Source organism: Pseudomonas frederiksbergensis, assembly GCF_035751725.1.
GTDB classification, from domain to species: Bacteria; Pseudomonadota; Gammaproteobacteria; order Pseudomonadales; family Pseudomonadaceae; genus Aquipseudomonas; species Aquipseudomonas frederiksbergensis_A.
This window is the reverse complement of record NZ_CP142104.1, coordinates 5749629-5765514: the sequence shown is the minus strand read 5'-3', so window position 1 is coordinate 5765514 and position 15886 is coordinate 5749629. Positions and strand designations below refer to the sequence as shown.

Below are 15886 nucleotides of genomic sequence, written 5' to 3'. Positions count from 1 at the left end.
CCCGCCAAAGCCCGTCACGTGAGCCGGGGGGTTAATCCTGGGCCGGAGCCGGAGCCAGGCGCTCTTCCAGCTCGGCCACCTTCGCTTCCAGGCTCTCCAGCCGCGCCCGAGTGCGGGCCAGCACGACCATCTGGCTGTCGAATTCTTCCCGGCTGACCAGGTCCAGCTTGCTGAACCCGCTTTGCAGCAAGGCCTTGAACTGGCTTTCGATTTCATTCCTGGGGAGTGGCGTGTCGCCGCTCAACAGGCGGGAGGCGTGGCCGCTCAGGGCGTCGAGTAGATCTTTGGGCGCGAGCATGTCAGGTGTCCTGGAAACAATGGCGGCCAGTGTATCACGCAGTGTCTATAGTCAATTCGCGGGTCGGGTTGCACGCTTTTCGCGCACGACCCCGGGCACCGTCGCACCGTTGTTGTGCGTATCGCTCCGGTTCCTGGCGCGGCGCAGGCCGGCGCAACGGGTAAAGGGTTGAAATCAGGGAGGTTGGGTACAGATGGCAAGCTTTCTGCTTAGTGGCTGATGACCCATGCACTGATGCAGTCGCTGTGACGAATGCAGTGCAGCAGGCGGAGCGGGGAGTTTCGTCAGGAGTAGTCAGCTGGCGCCGGTCGGGCAACTTGGGCCGACGACGCGTTACAAAGCCAGGCACTGCGCTTAGACTTGAGTCGGGTTTGTTTTCCTGGGGCAAGTCCACCAATTCGGGAGAGAGTTTCATGAAGCTAGTCACTGCCATCATCAAGCCGTTCAAGCTGGACGACGTACGCGAGTCGCTGTCCGAAATCGGCGTGCAGGGCATTACCGTTACTGAAGTCAAAGGCTTCGGGCGGCAGAAAGGTCACACCGAGCTGTATCGCGGCGCGGAATACGTGGTCGATTTCCTGCCCAAGGTGAAGATCGATGTTGCCATCGACGACAAGGATCTTGATCGGGTCATCGAAGCGATTACCAAGGCCGCCAACACCGGCAAGATTGGTGACGGAAAGATCTTCGTGGTCAATCTGGAACAGGCCATTCGCATCCGTACCGGCGAAACCGATACCGACGCTATCTAAGCCGTCAAACCCAACGCCCCAGGAGAAAACAATATGACTCTGCGTAAATTCGCAGGGCTAGGAGCCCTGTTGTCCTTCGTAATGCCTGGCCTGGCCATGGCGGAAGAAGCGGCAGCCCCAGTCCTCAACTCCGGCGACACCGCCTGGATGTTGACTGCCACGATTCTTGTCCTGTTCATGACCATCCCTGGCCTTGCGCTGTTCTACGGCGGCATGGTTCGGTCGAAAAACATTCTTTCCGTGATGATGCAGTGCTTCGCCATTACTGGTCTGATCAGTGTCCTGTGGGTCATCTATGGCTACAGTATCGCGTTCGACACCACCGGCATGGAGCAGGGCGTCGTCAACTTCAATTCCTTCGTGGGCGGCCTGGGCAAGGCGTTCCTCGCGGGCGTCACGCCGGCCAGCCTGACCGGCCCGGCGGCGTTGTTCCCTGAAGCAGTATTCATCACCTTCCAGATGACCTTCGCCATCATCACTCCGGCGCTGATCGTCGGTGCGTTCGCTGAGCGGATGAAGTTCTCCGCCATGCTGATCTTCATGGGCGTGTGGTTCACCCTGGTGTATGCGCCGATTGCGCACATGGTCTGGTCCGGCAACGGCGGCCTGATGTGGGACTGGGGCGTTTTGGACTTCGCGGGCGGCACCGTGGTGCACATCAACGCCGGTATCGCCGGCCTGGTAGCCTGCCTGGTGCTGGGCAAGCGCAAAGGCTTCCCGACCACTCCGATGGCGCCACATAACCTCGGCTACACCCTGATGGGCGCGGCCATGCTGTGGGTGGGCTGGTTCGGTTTCAACGCTGGTTCCGCTGTCGCCGCCAACGGCACCGCCGGCATGGCGATGCTGGTGACCCAGATCGCTACCGCTGCGGCGGCGCTGGGCTGGATGTTTGCCGAGTGGATCACCCACGGCAAGCCAAGCGCACTGGGCATCGCCTCGGGTGTCGTGGCTGGCCTGGTCGCCATCACCCCCGCCGCTGGTACCGTGGGCCCGATGGGCGCACTGGTCATCGGCCTGGCAGCCGGTGTGGTGTGTTTCTTCTGCGCCACCACCCTCAAGCGCAAACTCGGTTATGACGACTCCCTGGATGCCTTCGGCGTGCACGGCATCGGCGGTATCCTCGGTGCGATCCTGACCGGCGTGTTCGCTGCTCCGGCACTGGGTGGCTTCGGCACCGTGACCGATATCGGCGCGCAAGTGTGGATTCAATTCAAAGGTGTCGGCTTCACCGTGATCTATACCGCGGTCGTGACCTTCATCATCCTCAAGGTACTGGACGCCGTCATGGGCCTGCGTGTCTCCGAGGAAGAAGAAGCTGTAGGCCTGGACTTGGCCCAGCACAACGAGCGTGGCTACAACCTGTAAGCAACGCGCAAAAAAAAATGCCCGGTTCGCCGGGCATTTTTTTGCCTGGAATTTGTCATTGCTCACAAGGCGGGCTGGTTTTTTCCGACGCCTTTTGTTGTGTATGCGACATGGGTTTTTCTACCGCCAAAGACTTACATCGAGGCAGGAATATTAGGCCCTTTGTTTTTTTCCAGAGCGCGCTAGAATGCGCGCCGAACGTGCGGAGATCTGTATGTGGCAACAGACGCTGATAACCCTGCGGGCGAGGCCCCGGGGCTTTCATCTGGTGACGGACGAGTTGCTCGCCGGCCTGCCTGAACTCAAGGCCTGTCGGGTCGGTCTGTTGCATCTGTGGCTGCAGCATACCTCGGCCTCGTTGACCATCAACGAGAACGCCGATCCGGCGGTACGTCGAGACTTCGAACGATTTTTCAATCGGCTGATCCCACAAGGAACCGCCGGCTATGAGCACAACGACGAAGGCCTGGACGACCTCCCGGCGCACTTCAAGGCCAGTGTGCTGGGATGTCAGCTCAGCCTTCCGGTAACGGCGGGACAGTTGGCGTTGGGTACCTGGCAAGGCGTTTATCTGGGCGAGCACCGTGATCATGGCGGTGCTCGCAAAGTCCTCGCCACCTTGCACGGTGAAGGGGCATGACCGCTGATTGCCGGCGGATCTTGAATTTTTTCTGGCAGCCTTCGACAGATGGCGAAGCTGGGCTATAACTAATCTGCTTTTCGCAAGTCATGAGGTAGAACATGAGCGACGATGATCTGGAAAACGACGACCTCGAAGTAGGTGACGAGGACGAGACCGAAGAAGGCCTGGAAGCGGCGGCTGAAGATGTTGCTGACGACGACGGTGCCGATGTTCCGGTCCCGACTGCCAAAGGCAAGGCCAAGGCCGCGGTATCGGTCGACGAGCTGCCAAGCGTAGAGGCCAAGAACAAGGAGCGTGATGCGCTCGCCAAGGCCATGGAGGAATTCCTGGCCAGGGGCGGAAAGGTGCAGGAAGTGGAGGCCAACGTGGTCGCCGATCCGCCCAAGAAGCCTGACAACAAGTACGGCAGCCGCCCTATCTGAGTATCTGCCCTTGCTCGCTGAAAAAGCCCGCCGTCGCTGCGGGCTTTTTCATGGATGCAGCTTTTAAGCCCGGTGCGTTCCCAGTGGGATTTGCGCCTGGCATAGCACGCAGTACACCGCTTCTCCAGGGCTCAGCGCTGGCTATGCCATCCTGCCAATAATCCCGGCAGTTCGGTCAGGCTGCGGATTTGCGCGTCCGGTGCATGATCGGCATCCCATGCCTTGCCCGCCGGGTTGAACCAGACAGCGCGCAGGCCGGCCTGCTGGGCGCCGGCGATGTCGTCGCCCGGGTGATCGCCCACATGCACGGCGGTTTGCGCCGTGGCGCCGCCCCTTTGCAGGGCTTCCTGGAACAACCTTGCATCAGGCTTGGCAATACCGATGTCTTCGGCGCACAAGGCGAACTTGAAGTAATCCGCCAGCCCCAGGCGACTCACATCGGCATTGCCGTTGGTGACGACGCCAAGGGCGAAATGATTGGCGAGGATTTCCAGGGTCGGCTCGACTTCGGGAAAAATTTCCAGTTGATGACGCGCATGCAGGAACGCCTCGAATCCCTGGTCCGCCAGTTCCGAGGCCCGCCACTGGTCGTAGCCGGCATCTTGCAGCGCCCGGAACAGCACGCGCCGGCGCAGTGCACTGATGCGGTGCTTGAGGTTGGGTTCTTCGCTGAGCACTTGGGTGCGGATCGTCCACAGGCGCTCCACCGGAAAATCACCCAGGTCGGGTGCGTTGTCGGCCAGCCATTGGCGCAAGACGGCTTCAGCGCTGGCGATCACCGGAGCGGTGTCCCATAGCGTGTCGTCCAGGTCGAAAGTGATGAGCTCGATGGTCATGATTCGTCGCCCTTGATGCGTTTGGCCCTGGGGTGGGCACTGTCATAGACCGTCGCCAGGTGTTGGAAATCCAGATGGGTATAGATCTGGGTGGTCTTGATGTCCGAGTGGCCGAGCAGTTCCTGGACGGCGCGCAGGTCCTGGGAAGACTCCAGCAGATGGCTGGCGAACGAATGCCTGAGCATGTGCGGGTGCAGGTTCTGCCCGAGTTCACGTTCGCCGGCGGCCTTGACCCGCAATTGGATGGTCCGCGGGCCTAGCCGGCGGCCTTGCAGGCTGACGAATACCGCGTCATCGACCGGATTGGTCATCGCTCGCAGCGGCAACCACAGTTCCAGGGCTTCCCGGGCCTTGCGGCCGATGGGCAGCAGGCGGGTCTTGCTGCCTTTGCCGAGTACCTGGACCATGCCGTCAGCCAGGTCCAGTTGGTCCAGGTCCAGCCCCGTCAGTTCGGAAAGCCGCAGACCGGAGGAATAGAAGAGCTCAAGGATCGCCTGGTCCCGGCGCGCCATGAAGTCATCCTCGACGGCGCCATCGAGCAATTGCAAGGCACGGTCGGTGTCGAGGGTCTTGGGCAGCCGGCGTTCGCCTTTGGGCGGTGCCAGGCCGGTGGCCGGGTCGTGATCGCACAGGCCTTCGCGGTTCAGGTAGTGATACAGGCCACGCACCGCCGACAACAATCGCGCAAGGCTGCGGGAGGATTGTCCCTGTTGATGCAGACGCGCAACGAGGCTGCGCAGGCGCTGGATGTCCAGGGCCGCCCAGCTCTCGATGTTCTGCTTCTGGCACCAGCCCAGTACCTTTTCGAGGTCGCGGCGATAGGCCGACAAGGTGTGAGGCGACACCTGGCGCTCACTGCGCAGGTGTTCGCAGTAGGCGTCCAGTTGCCGCTCCATCCTCAGCGTACCGAACGCAGCGAACCGGCAACCCGTGGCAGCACCCGGCCGGTGACTTCGGCGATGTAGCTCAGGAACAGCGTGCCCACCGAACTCTTGTAGTGCTGCGGATCGCGACTGGCGATGGCCAACACGCCATGCACGCCCTGGTGGGCAATTGCGACGACGGCGGTGGAGCCGATCTGCTTGCGCTGTTCTTCACCGAACAGGAAGTCCAGCTCATGCTCGCGCAGGCTGCCGCTGACGCTTTTGTTTTCCGTGAGCAGGCCGCCGATGGCCGTCTGCGCGTCGGCGTGGGTAACCCAGCGTCCCACTGGCATGGCGTTATCGCCAAACAGGATCAGGCTGACGAAGGGCACCTGGAAGTCTTGGCGCAGGCTGTCTTCGACACTCATCACCAGGTCTTCCAGGGTGCTCGCGTCCATCAGTGCGAGAATCAGCCGACGGGTCTTGTCGAAGAGCCGGTCGTTGTCCCGGGCGACGTCCATCAGGTGCGAGAGGCGATGGCGCATTTCGATGTTGCGCTCACGCAGGATTTTCATCTGGTGTTCGACCAGCGACACGGTATCGCCGCGCCGATGGGGGATCCGCATCGTTGCAAGCAGGTCTTCGTGCTCGACGAAAAAGTCCGGATGCGCCTCCAGATACGCGGCCACGGCCGCAGCGTCTGGAAGGCTCGGGGATTCGTCGGGCTGCGGTGCTGGAACCTTTGGCTTGTCGGTCATGGCTTTGGCTCACTCAAAGACGAACTTGTCCTTCGTATACGCGTACGGCCGGGCCGGTCATCATCACCGGTTGGCCTGGGCCTGCCCATTCGATGGACAGGCGTCCGCCGGGCAGGTCGATCAACAATGGCGAATCCATCCAGCCCTGGCTGATCGCGGCGACCGCGGCGGCGCAAGCGCCTGTGCCACAGGCCTGGGTTTCCCCGGCGCCACGTTCCCAGACACGCAGTTGGGCGCGGTGGCGATCGATGACCTGCAGGAAACCGACGTTGACGCGTGCCGGGAAGCGCGGATGATTTTCGATCTTCGGCCCCAGGGTGTGTACCGGTGCGCTGTTGATGTCGTCCACGCGCAGCACCGCATGGGGATTGCCCATGGAGACCGCCGCCAGTTCCACCGGGGTACCGTCGACGTCAACGGTATAGCTCAGGGCCTGGGCCGGTGCCTGGAATGGGATATCCGCCGGCACCAGGCGCGGGGCGCCCATGTTGACGCCGATCTGGCCGTCGCTGCGCACATCCAGTTCGATGATGCCGCTTTTGGTCTCGACGCGAATCTGCCGCTTGGCGGTCAGGCGCTTGTCCAGCACGAAACGGGCGAAGCAGCGCGCGCCGTTGCCACACTGCTCCACCTCCGAACCGTCGGCGTTGAAGATCCGGTAGCGGAAATCCACGTCCGGGTTGTTCGGTGCCTCGACAATCAGCAACTGGTCGAAACCGATGCCGGTGTGCCGGTCGCCCCATTGCTTGGCATGCTTGGGCAGGATGTGCGCGTGCTGGCTGACCAGGTCGAGGACCATGAAATCATTGCCCAGGCCGTGCATCTTGGTAAAACGCAGCAGCATGGTATTACTCCGGCAGCAGGCTTTCGCCGGCAAACAGTTCGGCTACCGTCTCGCGGCGGCGTACTTCGAATGCCTGATCACCGTCCACCAGCACCTCGGCGCAGCGGCCGCGGGTGTTGTAGTTGGAACTCATGACAAACCCGTAGGCGCCCGCCGAATGCACGGCCAGCAGATCGCCTTCTTCCAGTGCCAGCGCACGGCCTTTGGCAAGGAAATCGCCGGTTTCGCAGATCGGCCCGACGATGTCGTAGTCGCGGGCCGCGGTATCGCGCGGGCGCACGGCGGTGACGTCCATCCAGGCCTGGTACAGCGCCGGGCGGATCAGGTCGTTCATGGCCGCGTCGACGATGGCGAAGTCCTTGTGCTCGGTGTGCTTGAGGTATTCGACCTGTGTCAGCAGCACGCCGGCGTTGGCGACGATGTAGCGGCCTGGCTCGAACATCAGCGCCAGGTCACGGCCTTCAAGGCGTTCGCGCACGGTCTTGATGTAGTCGGCCACCAGTGGCGGCTCTTCATCGCGATAACGCACGCCGACACCGCCACCCAGGTCGATGTGACGCAGGTAGATGCCGCAGTCGCCGAGGCGATCCACCAGCGCCAGCAGGCGGTCGAGGGCGTCGATGAACGGTTCGAGGGTGGTCAGTTGCGAGCCGATGTGGCAATCGACACCCAGCACTTCCAGGTTCGGCAGTTGGGCGGCGCGTACGTACACATCCTCGGCGTCGGCAATGGCGATGCCGAACTTGTTTTCCTTGAGGCCGGTGGAAATGTACGGGTGGGTGCCGGCGTCGACGTCCGGGTTCACGCGCAGCGAGACCGGCGCACGAACGCCCAGCTCGGCGGCGACCACCTGCAGGCGCTCCAGCTCGTCGGTGGATTCGATGTTGAAGCAATGCACGCCGACTTCCAGGGCGCGACGCATGTCTTCGCGGGTCTTGCCGACGCCGGAGAACACGATTTTGTCGGGGCTGCCGCCAGCGGCCAGCACGCGCTCAAGCTCGCCGCCGGACACGATGTCGAAGCCAGCGCCCAGGCGCGCGAGGACGTTGAGCACGCCCAGGTTCGAGTTGGCTTTTACAGCGAAGCACACCAGGTGCGGCATGCCTTCGAGGGCATCGGCGAATGTCCGGTATTGGGCTTCGATGTGGGCACGGGAGTAGACGTAGGTCGGCGTGCCGAAACGTTCGGCGATCGCGGACAGGGCAACCCCTTCCGCGAACAGCTCCCCGCCACGGTAGTTAAAAGCGTCCATGGCGGTCCCTTAGTAAGTGGTCTGGGTGTCGTGCGCGTGGGATTTGGATTGCGACGACTTGGCCTGCTCTTCAGGGGACTTGCTGTCATCAGGCAGGTACAGCGGACCTTTTTGACCACAGGCTGTCACAAGGCAGGCAACCGCGACGAGCGCAGCAAGGGAAGAGATCAGGCGCTTCATGGCGAAATCCTTGAAAATGCGTTAATTGCGCCGGAGTATACCGGCCACCCGTCAGCTTGCCTATGCAACGGGGCGCCCGTCCGGCGGGCCTTGCACTCCAGGTGGGCGCGTTCGGTGGACAATGTTCAGCGCCCACGGGCCCTTGGTCGTTATCCTTTGCATTCAGCCGGGCGCGTCCGTATCTTGCGGCGCTTGAGCCCGATCAGACATTTTTGAGGTTGCCGCAATGAGTTTGTCCGAAGCCCGTTTCCACGATCTGGTCGATGAAACCCAGGAAAAACTGGAGGATATCTTCGATGACAGCGACATGGACATCGACCTGGAAATTTCCGCCGGTGTACTTACCGTCAAGTTCGAGAACGGCAGCCAGTTGATTTTCAGCCGCCAGGAGCCGTTGCGGCAGTTGTGGCTGGCGGCGGTGTCCGGTGGCTTCCACTTCGATTACGACGAGGAAAGCGAGCGCTGGATGTGCGACAAGAGCGAAGAGCAGTTGGGCGAGATGCTCGAACGCATCGTCAAGCAGCAGGCTGACGTCGAATTCGATTTCGAAGGGCTGTGACTCGGTGAGCCAGACCGTCCCGGCGCGGCCGCCCAAGCCGCTCTACAGCAATGTCAGCCCGGCCGTGCCGTCGCCTTGTACCAGTGTGTGCAAGCTCGACGAGCGAAAGGTCTGCCTGGGTTGTTTCCGGCATGTGGAGGATATTCGCGAGTGGCGCTCGGCTGATGATGAGCGTCGGCGGGTTATTTGTGCCGAGGCGCTCAAGCGCCGATCCCTGAAGTAGCCACTTATTGGATGGACAAGCGCCCGGGTTGTATATTTTTTGAGCTGTGGTAGTGTCCAGCAACGCCTCAACTCATCGAGGCGAGTGAAAACCCCGCCTTTATGTGGCGGGGTTTTGCTTTTTTCGTGCAGAAGAAAGGAGTCTGCCTGGATCATGACCGCACCTTCAATCACCCTTACTCGCCTGGACGTGCAGCGTCTGGAGCGCCTGATCGATAGCCTGGATGAAACACTCCCTGGCGTGATCGCCTTGCAAACCGAACTGGATCGCGCCGAGACCCTGGTGGGCCACGATGAAGTGCCCGCCGACGTCGTGACCATGAATTCGCGAGTGCATTGCCGAGAGGAAAGCAGCGGCAAGGATTACCATCTGACGCTGGTTTATCCCCAGGATGCCAACGCCGACGAGGGCAAGATTTCGATCCTGGCACCGGTTGGCAGTGCCTTGCTGGGCTTGAAGGTAGGCCAGCACATCGACTGGCCTGCCCCGGGTGGCAAGACCCTGAAACTGACGTTGCTGGAAGTCGAGTCGCAGCCGGTCAATGGCGGTGATTGCGCGTTCTGAATCCTGTCAGACCTGAATCAGTGCCTCGTTCAGTGCGCGCTCCAGGTCGGCCTTGTAGCGCAGGTACAGAATGCTTGAGCACGCGCCGTCGCCCACCAGGCCGGAGAGGTCGAGGTCGGTGATATAGCAGCGATAGCGTTCGGCTTCGCGGCGCTGCCCGACGATTTCCCTGGCGACCACCTGGAACAGTTGGTCGCCATGCTCCAATTCCGAAAATTCCCGCTGGTCGCAATACAGGGTGACGTGCACCTGCCCATGCGCTGCTTTGCCGATGATCCCTTGCACGTCATAAAAGGGCTTGTTGATGGGCGTCTGCGGTGCCGGCCGTGACTCGACCCGCCGAGCCCGCCCGTTACCCGAAGGCAGGAGCTGGTAATACAGGATTTCCAGCGCCAGCGGCTGGGCAACGTCCATCGGCAGCAGGGCATCGCGGCGGTACAGCACCGATTGCAGGAAACGTTGCAGCGGTACCAGCAGGCTTTGTTCATCGTGATATGGCAAGCGCTGTTGCCACAACGCATTGAGTTCATCGAGCACATACAGCTCGGCTTCGTCTTCGTAGACCCTGTAGAACACCTGGATGCACTCGGGTTGACCCATGGGCAGGATCAGCGCCACGTCGTGGTCTTCCAGCGCCATTGAATCCAGGTGCAGCGGGCTGTAGGCGGTCAGCTCTTCTGCGAGATAATCCATCAGCGCCGACAGGCTGCCCAGCGCCACGTGGTTGACTTGGCCCGGCACCAATTCCAGTACGTGATAGTGCTGCTGGACTTGCAGCAGATACCGGTAGTTGAGTTTGCTCAGTAGCAAGGCCTGGGTGGTCTCGATGACTTCTTCGACCCGGCGCGCAATGAATTGCGCGCGGTTATGACAGAAGCACCGGACCTGCACGCGCGGTTGGCGTTGTGCCGTGGGCAAGGCGTTGAGGTAGTCGCGCAGGCAATCGAGCAGGGCATGCTCGCCATCGAAGCGGTTGACCAGTACCTCATTCCAGCTATTGAGTGTGACCTGGTCGAGGGTGAGCACCAGGTTTTCCCGAACCCCGGCGTAGCTCAGGGAATCGGTGCGCTCGGTGGTCATCAGGATGTTCAGGTCGCGGTGATGCTTGAGCGGGTCGACGCCGACGTTCACCAGGATCAGCACTTCGCTGGGTACGCTGGCGTGCAGCAACTGGACTTCATCGACCGTGGCCAGGGGCAAGGCGATGGCCTGTTGCAGGCTGCCCAGCAGGTTGAACAGCTCGAACTCGCTCAGGTCGCTTTCGCCAGGGTGCAGCGCCAAGCGCGTGCTGCTGTCGATCACACCGTTGCGATGGCACCAGGTGAGCAATTCAAGGAGCTCTCGGCTGCGTTTGATGGGCGCGAAGTTTTCCCATTCCAAGGCATTCAGGCTGCCGTTGTACAAGCCCCACTGGTTCTGCCCAGGCTCTTTCTTGTTTGGCGACTGGACCAGTGTCAGGGTGTCCTCCGCCAAGTCCGGAGCAATGCCAGGGTTGATGAATTCGATTTTGTCGGCCTTGCGCTCGAAGGCCGCATACAGCCGCCGACCGAGAACATTGAGGTCGCGCTTGTTGATCAGGCTGACGGTTTTCTCGGTGCGGGCGAACTCGGTCAAGAAGCGATAGCTGTAGGTCAGCTCGTTGACCAGTGCCCGCCGCTCATTGCTCACCTGGCGGACTTTCCACTGGCTACGGCTATCGAGCAGGGCCAGTTGACGCTGGTCCCAGGCCCACTCCCGAGCCAGGCGCTCCAGCAGGTTGCGCTGCCAGCCACTGCTGCGAGCGTGGCCGGTAAGCTTGCGATTGACCTTTAGGTACAACGCGCGCCGGATCAGCTCCAGGCGTTCCGGCTCGCCGCGGGCGATCAGATATTCCTCGAGGCGGCGATAAACGACCATGTACGGGTCCAGCTCATCCAGATCCAGGCGATTGGCGAACACCGCCTGTTTGAAGCGCAGGCTCAGGCAGCGGACGTCCGGGTGCTCGCTGGCGTAGACCTCGGTCAGCAATAGCTTGAGCACCGACTTGTAAGGCGATTCGATGCCCTTGAACAACTGCCAGAGCCCGGCGCCGACGAACTCCCCCGGCGGGATGTAGGCCAAATGCCCCAGGTCCAGGGTTTCGTCGGCACGAATGAAACGCTTGGAAATCAGCGTATGGGTGTATTGCTCGTAGTTTTCTTCTTCATACACCGGCACCAGCCACCAGATTGGCGTGCGCCCGGCCAGCCAGATGGCGGTGCGGTAGAACTCGTCCAGCAGCAGATAATGCTGGGTGGTGCCGCAGTCATCGGAGCTGAGTTGGTTGTCCCGCTCGCCGCGGACGAATCGCGCCGGGTCGATGAGGAAAAAGTGCGCTTCGGCGCCTTGGGTCGCGGCCCAGGTTTCCAGCAGTTGGCATTTTTTCCGCAGCTCGGCCAGCTCATCGTCGCTCAGGTCCGGCCCATGGCAAACCCACACATCCATGTCGCTCTGGTCGGCCTGGGCGAGCGTGCCGAGGCTGCCCATCAGGAACAGGCCGAGGATCGGTCGCGGTGGGTTGCTGCCATGTCGTGCTTTATAGGAGAACGAGCGGGTCAGCCGTTGGGCCTCGGCGAGGACGTTTGTGTCGGGCTCGTAATTCGACAACCCGGCGGGCGTGCTGCCCGAGACATAGCCGGGCAGCAGCGGATGGTTGACGTGGAAAAACAGCGGAAGCAACGTCAACACGCCCTGTTGGCGGGTCGACAACCCTTCGAGGGCGCGCTCCATGCGTCCGGTATTGAGCTTGAGGAAACGCGCGCGCAACTGGCTCAGGACCTTGCGGTCGATTCCCTCGTCCAGATCGGGGCGTATTTCGTGGTTGCGGGTCATGTCAGCTCAAACCGGCTCGCGGCGTCGAACGTGGGAAAGCACAAGTGATGGCAGGTTAGCGCCCGAGTCGTGGAATTCTTAAGCTGAAAATGATGGTGACGTCAGGATTTTTTACGAAAGAGCCTGTGCGCCTGCGGAAATCCCGATGCAGGGACTTCCGTGGGCGAGGAGAGAATCAGGCGGCTTCTTGCACGCTGAGGATCGTCAGGACGGTTTGCACATTCTGTGCGGCATCACGGCCCAGGCTGGTCAGGTAACCGCCATCGGGTTGGGTGATGAGTTCTTTGTCAAACAGGCGTTGGGCAGCGGCGATGGCTTTGGGGGCAGCGGTCTGATGGATTTTCAGGCCTTCCTGGGAACTGTCCAGGTTGAAGAGTGCAAGGATTTCCAGTTCGGCAACCAGCTCAGGGGTAAGCGACATAAGGACTCCAGACTTTCTAGGAATTTGGACGACAGCGTCACTAAGGTGAGCGCACTTGGCCGAGCTGTCCAGTCTCAATGTCATGCTTTTTTGTTTAGGACGATGCTCCGTGGCGAGGGAGCTTGCTCCCGCCCGAGTGCGCGGCAGCCGTGAGCATTTCGGGAGCGCGTCGCGGTCCAGCCGGATTAAGCGCCCTCGCCACAAGAGCGGTTCAGTTCATTTCCGGTGGCAACTCGGGCAGGGCGCGCAGCGCACCTTCGTACCATTCGGTATTGAACGGACGGTCTTCTTCCAGGATCGCGTCGATTTCCACCGCCAGCACGTGGGCCATCAGGTTGAGGATTTCTTCACGCTCATACCCCACCAGGGTCAATTTGTTGAACGTGGCCTTGGCCGCTGGTGGATTATCGCTTTCGATCTGGTTCTCGATGGCCTGGATCAGCGTGTTCTCGACGAATTCCTCTTCGTCGTTGTCGATGTCGATGGGCTCGCTCATGGCAGGCTCCTGTAGGAAAGGGCGCCAGTTTACCTGCATTCAGGGGCGTGATGCGCCTGGCGCGAAACACCTTGGCGGTCTATAACCCAAGGCTGCCAACCCCGCACGGCCTGGAGGCTATGGAATGCTCAAGCTTTATGGTTTTTCTGTCAGCAATTATTACAACATGGTCAAGCTGGCGCTGCTGGAGAAAGGGGTGCCTTTCGAAGAGGTCCAGTTCTTCGGCGCCCAGACTCCGGAAGCGTTGGCCATCAGCCCGCGCGGCAAGGTGCCGGTGCTGAAGACCGAGCAGGGTTTCATCAACGAGACCAGCGTGATTCTCGAATACATCGAGCAAACCCAGCCGGGCAAGGCCCTGTTGCCTGCGGACCCGTTCGAGCGTGCCCAGGTATTGGCCTTGTGCCGGGAAATCGAGCTGTACATCGAGCTGCCTGGGCGTGCCTGTTACCCGGAAGCGTTTTTCGGCATGCCTGTGGCTGATGCCATCAAGGAAAAATCCAAGGCCGAATTGCTGTTGGGGTTCGCTTCGCTCGATCGGCATGGCAAGTTTTCGCCTTACGTGGCGGGCGACAGCCTGAGTCTCGCTGACCTGTATTTCTACTACAGCCTTTCGCTGGCCTTGCAGGTGGGCAAGAAGGTGTTCGATATCGATTTGCTGGCTGATATGCCGAAGGCGAAGGCCTTGATGGAACTGCTGGGGCAGAATCCGCATGTGCAACGGATAGCGGCGGACAGGGAGGCAGAGATGCCGGCGTTTTTGGCTAAGATTTCCGCCAGGAAGTAGATTTCTTGCGCTTTTGGGGGCGCCTTCGCGAGCAGGCGCGCTCCCATTTCAGATCTTGAGTCAGCCCACGATGGGGTGAGCACGAAGAACCGATGTGGGGCGAGCTTGCTCGCGATGCTTCAGGCTTTAGCGGCTGGCGATCAGGGCCTGGCCACGCACCACGGCGGCCTTGACCTGCGCCGGCGCGGTACCGCCGATGTGGTCACGGGCGTTGACCGAGCCTTCCAGGGTCAGCACGGCAAACACGTCCTGGTCGATCTGATCGCTGAACTGGCGCAGTTCGTCCAGGCTCATCTCCGCCAGGTCCTTGCCGCTGTCCACGCCGTATTTCACGGCATGGCCGACGATTTCGTGGCAATCGCGGAACGGCAGGCCACGACGCACCAGGTAGTCCGCCAGGTCAGTGGCGGTGGAGAAACCGCGCAGGGCTGCTTCGCGCATGACCGCATGCTTGGGCTTGATGGCCGGGATCATGTCGGCGAAAGCCCGCAGCGAATCGCGCAAGGTGTCGGCGGCGTCGAACAGCGGCTCCTTGTCCTCCTGGTTGTCCTTGTTGTAGGCCAGCGGTTGGCCTTTCATCAGGGTCAGCAGGCCCATCAGCGCGCCGAATACTCGGCCGCTCTTGCCTCGTACCAGTTCCGGCACGTCGGGGTTTTTCTTTTGCGGCATGATCGAGCTGCCGGTGCAGAAGCGGTCGGGCAAATCGATGAATTGGAATTGGGCACTGGTCCACAGCACCAGCTCTTCGGAGAAGCGCGACAGGTGCATCATCGCGATGCTCGCGGCGGCGCAGAATTCAATGGCGAAATCGCGGTCCGAGACGTTATCCAGCGAGTTGCCGCCCACGGCGTCGAAGCCCAGCAGTCGGGCGGTGTATTCACGGTCGATCGGGTAGGTGGTGCCGGCCAGCGCGGCGCTGCCCAGGGGCATGCGGTTGGTGCGCTTGCGGCAATCCACCAGGCGCTCGTAGTCGCGGCTGAGCATCTCGAACCAGGCCAGCATGTGATGCCCGAACGTTACAGGTTGAGCCGTTTGCAGGTGTGTGAAGCCCGGCATGATGCTCTCGGCTTCGCGTTCGGCTTGCTCCAGCAGGCCTTTTTGCAAGCGCGTGATCTCGGCGAGGATCAGGTCGATCTCATCGCGCAGCCACAGGCGGATATCGGTGGCGACCTGGTCGTTGCGGCTGCGGCCGGTGTGCAGCTTCTTGCCGGTCACGCCAATGCGATCGGTCAGGCGCGCCTCGATGTTCATGTGCACGTCTTCGAGATCGACACGCCAGTCGAACTGGCCGGCCTCGATCTCGCCCTGGATGGTCTTCAGGCCATCGATGATGCTGTCGCGCTCGGCATCGGTGAGCACGCCGACCTTGGCCAGCATGGTGGCGTGGGCGATCGAGCCCATGATGTCGTGGCGATACAGGCGCTGGTCGAAATTGACGGAGGCGGTGAAGCGGGCGACGAAGGCGTCGACGGGTTCACTGAAGCGGCCGCCCCAGGACTGATTGGTCTTGTCAGTGCTCATGAATTCGCTCGTGATCGGCTGGAAAAAGGTAGCGGTTAAAGGCTGCCCCGGATGATAACAGGGTTGCCGGGGCTGGCGCTGGCACTGGTCGGCAGGTTTTTTGCCGCAAATGCCAGGGATCCAGAAGGCTTTTTCGCGCAACGATATTTTTCGATTGAGCAATATCGTCGTGGCAACCGTCTACAGTGGACGGTAGGGCTTTGGTTTTTCATCCTGGACGCATCGGACGCACCAAATAAAGGGGGGTGCTCA

The 15886-nt window shown here is 61.3% G+C and carries 19 protein-coding genes; 8 read left to right on the top strand and 11 right to left on the bottom strand.

Annotation, left to right across the window (positions count from 1 at the left end; all coding sequences use genetic code 11):
- Positions 1-31: 31 nt before the first annotated feature.
- Positions 32-298: an accessory factor UbiK family protein gene (locus tag VQ575_RS26090; protein ID WP_039590176.1), complete on the bottom strand. Its 267-nt coding sequence runs from the start codon at positions 296-298 to the stop codon at positions 32-34.
- Between the two features lie 413 nt (positions 299-711).
- On the opposite strand from VQ575_RS26090, the gene glnK reads away from it, so the two are divergent.
- The 4 genes from glnK (at position 712) to sutA (ending at position 3483) form a co-directional block, all read left to right on the top strand.
- Positions 712-1050, top strand: a complete 339-nt coding sequence (glnK, locus tag VQ575_RS26085) for a P-II family nitrogen regulator (protein ID WP_002555808.1) — start codon at positions 712-714, stop codon at positions 1048-1050.
- A 33-nt stretch (positions 1051-1083) separates the two neighbouring features.
- On the top strand, positions 1084-2418 hold the full coding sequence (locus tag VQ575_RS26080) for an ammonium transporter (RefSeq protein ID WP_039590177.1): 1335 nt from the start codon (positions 1084-1086) through the stop codon (positions 2416-2418).
- A 214-nt stretch (positions 2419-2632) separates the two neighbouring features.
- Positions 2633-3058, top strand: coding sequence for a secondary thiamine-phosphate synthase enzyme YjbQ (locus VQ575_RS26075; RefSeq protein ID WP_039590847.1), 426 nt, complete (start codon positions 2633-2635; stop codon positions 3056-3058).
- Between the two features lie 101 nt (positions 3059-3159).
- Positions 3160-3483 (top strand): transcriptional regulator SutA, encoded by a 324-nt coding sequence (sutA, locus tag VQ575_RS26070; RefSeq protein WP_003206813.1) that lies wholly within the window; start codon positions 3160-3162, stop codon positions 3481-3483.
- Positions 3484-3614: 131 nt separating this feature from the next.
- Here the strand turns inward: sutA and VQ575_RS26065 are convergent, their stop codons facing one another.
- From VQ575_RS26065 to lptM, 6 genes are read right to left on the bottom strand one after another with little or no spacing between them, the layout of a single operon-like run.
- The gene (locus VQ575_RS26065; protein WP_039590178.1) at positions 3615-4319 is read right to left on the bottom strand and encodes an HAD family hydrolase; all 705 of its coding nucleotides are present in this window, start codon (positions 4317-4319) and stop codon (positions 3615-3617) included.
- Positions 4316-5215, bottom strand: coding sequence for a tyrosine recombinase XerC (xerC, locus tag VQ575_RS26060; protein WP_039590180.1), 900 nt, complete (start codon positions 5213-5215; stop codon positions 4316-4318). Before xerC ends, VQ575_RS26065 begins: the two co-directional genes overlap by 4 nt.
- Positions 5216-5217: 2 nt before the next feature.
- Positions 5218-5940 (bottom strand): DUF484 family protein, encoded by a 723-nt coding sequence (locus VQ575_RS26055; RefSeq protein ID WP_039590181.1) that lies wholly within the window; start codon positions 5938-5940, stop codon positions 5218-5220.
- A 13-nt stretch (positions 5941-5953) separates the two neighbouring features.
- Positions 5954-6784, bottom strand: coding sequence for a diaminopimelate epimerase (gene dapF / locus VQ575_RS26050; RefSeq protein WP_039590182.1), 831 nt, complete (start codon positions 6782-6784; stop codon positions 5954-5956).
- Between the two features lie 4 nt (positions 6785-6788).
- Entirely contained in the window at positions 6789-8036 is a 1248-nt protein-coding gene (gene lysA / locus VQ575_RS26045; RefSeq protein ID WP_039590183.1) for a diaminopimelate decarboxylase, read from the bottom strand.
- A 9-nt stretch (positions 8037-8045) separates the two neighbouring features.
- Entirely contained in the window at positions 8046-8216 is a 171-nt protein-coding gene (gene lptM, locus VQ575_RS26040; protein WP_039590185.1) for an LPS translocon maturation chaperone LptM, read from the bottom strand.
- 226 nt (positions 8217-8442) lie between these two features.
- Between lptM and cyaY the strand changes: the two genes are divergently transcribed.
- The 3 genes from cyaY (at position 8443) to rnk (ending at position 9562) form a co-directional block, all read left to right on the top strand.
- The gene (cyaY, locus tag VQ575_RS26035) at positions 8443-8775 is read left to right on the top strand and encodes an iron donor protein CyaY (protein ID WP_039590186.1); all 333 of its coding nucleotides are present in this window, start codon (positions 8443-8445) and stop codon (positions 8773-8775) included.
- A 4-nt stretch (positions 8776-8779) separates the two neighbouring features.
- A complete protein-coding gene (locus VQ575_RS26030; RefSeq protein WP_080942599.1) occupies positions 8780-8998 on the top strand; it encodes a DUF1289 domain-containing protein in 219 nt (72 codons plus the stop codon).
- A 153-nt stretch (positions 8999-9151) separates the two neighbouring features.
- Positions 9152-9562, top strand: a complete 411-nt coding sequence (gene rnk / locus VQ575_RS26025; RefSeq protein ID WP_039590189.1) for a nucleoside diphosphate kinase regulator — start codon at positions 9152-9154, stop codon at positions 9560-9562.
- 6 nt (positions 9563-9568) lie between these two features.
- On the opposite strand, the gene VQ575_RS26020 is transcribed toward rnk, so the two are convergent.
- From VQ575_RS26020 to VQ575_RS26010, 3 genes are all read right to left on the bottom strand, one after another.
- Positions 9569-12412, bottom strand: coding sequence for a class I adenylate cyclase (locus tag VQ575_RS26020; protein WP_039590192.1), 2844 nt, complete (start codon positions 12410-12412; stop codon positions 9569-9571).
- A gap of 175 nt (positions 12413-12587) precedes the next feature.
- Positions 12588-12833, bottom strand: coding sequence for a TIGR02647 family protein (locus VQ575_RS26015; RefSeq protein ID WP_039590194.1), 246 nt, complete (start codon positions 12831-12833; stop codon positions 12588-12590).
- 211 nt (positions 12834-13044) lie between these two features.
- Complete coding sequence (locus VQ575_RS26010) at positions 13045-13329, bottom strand: hypothetical protein (RefSeq protein WP_039590196.1); 285 nt, start codon at positions 13327-13329, stop codon at positions 13045-13047.
- A gap of 124 nt (positions 13330-13453) precedes the next feature.
- Here VQ575_RS26010 and VQ575_RS26005 point away from each other — a divergent pair, with 124 nt between their 5' ends.
- Positions 13454-14113, top strand: coding sequence for a glutathione S-transferase family protein (locus tag VQ575_RS26005; RefSeq protein ID WP_039590198.1), 660 nt, complete (start codon positions 13454-13456; stop codon positions 14111-14113).
- Positions 14114-14239: 126 nt separating this feature from the next.
- Here VQ575_RS26005 and argH read toward each other — a convergent pair whose 3' ends face one another.
- Entirely contained in the window at positions 14240-15634 is a 1395-nt protein-coding gene (argH, locus tag VQ575_RS26000; RefSeq protein WP_039590849.1) for an argininosuccinate lyase, read from the bottom strand.
- Positions 15635-15886: the final 252 nt, after the last annotated feature.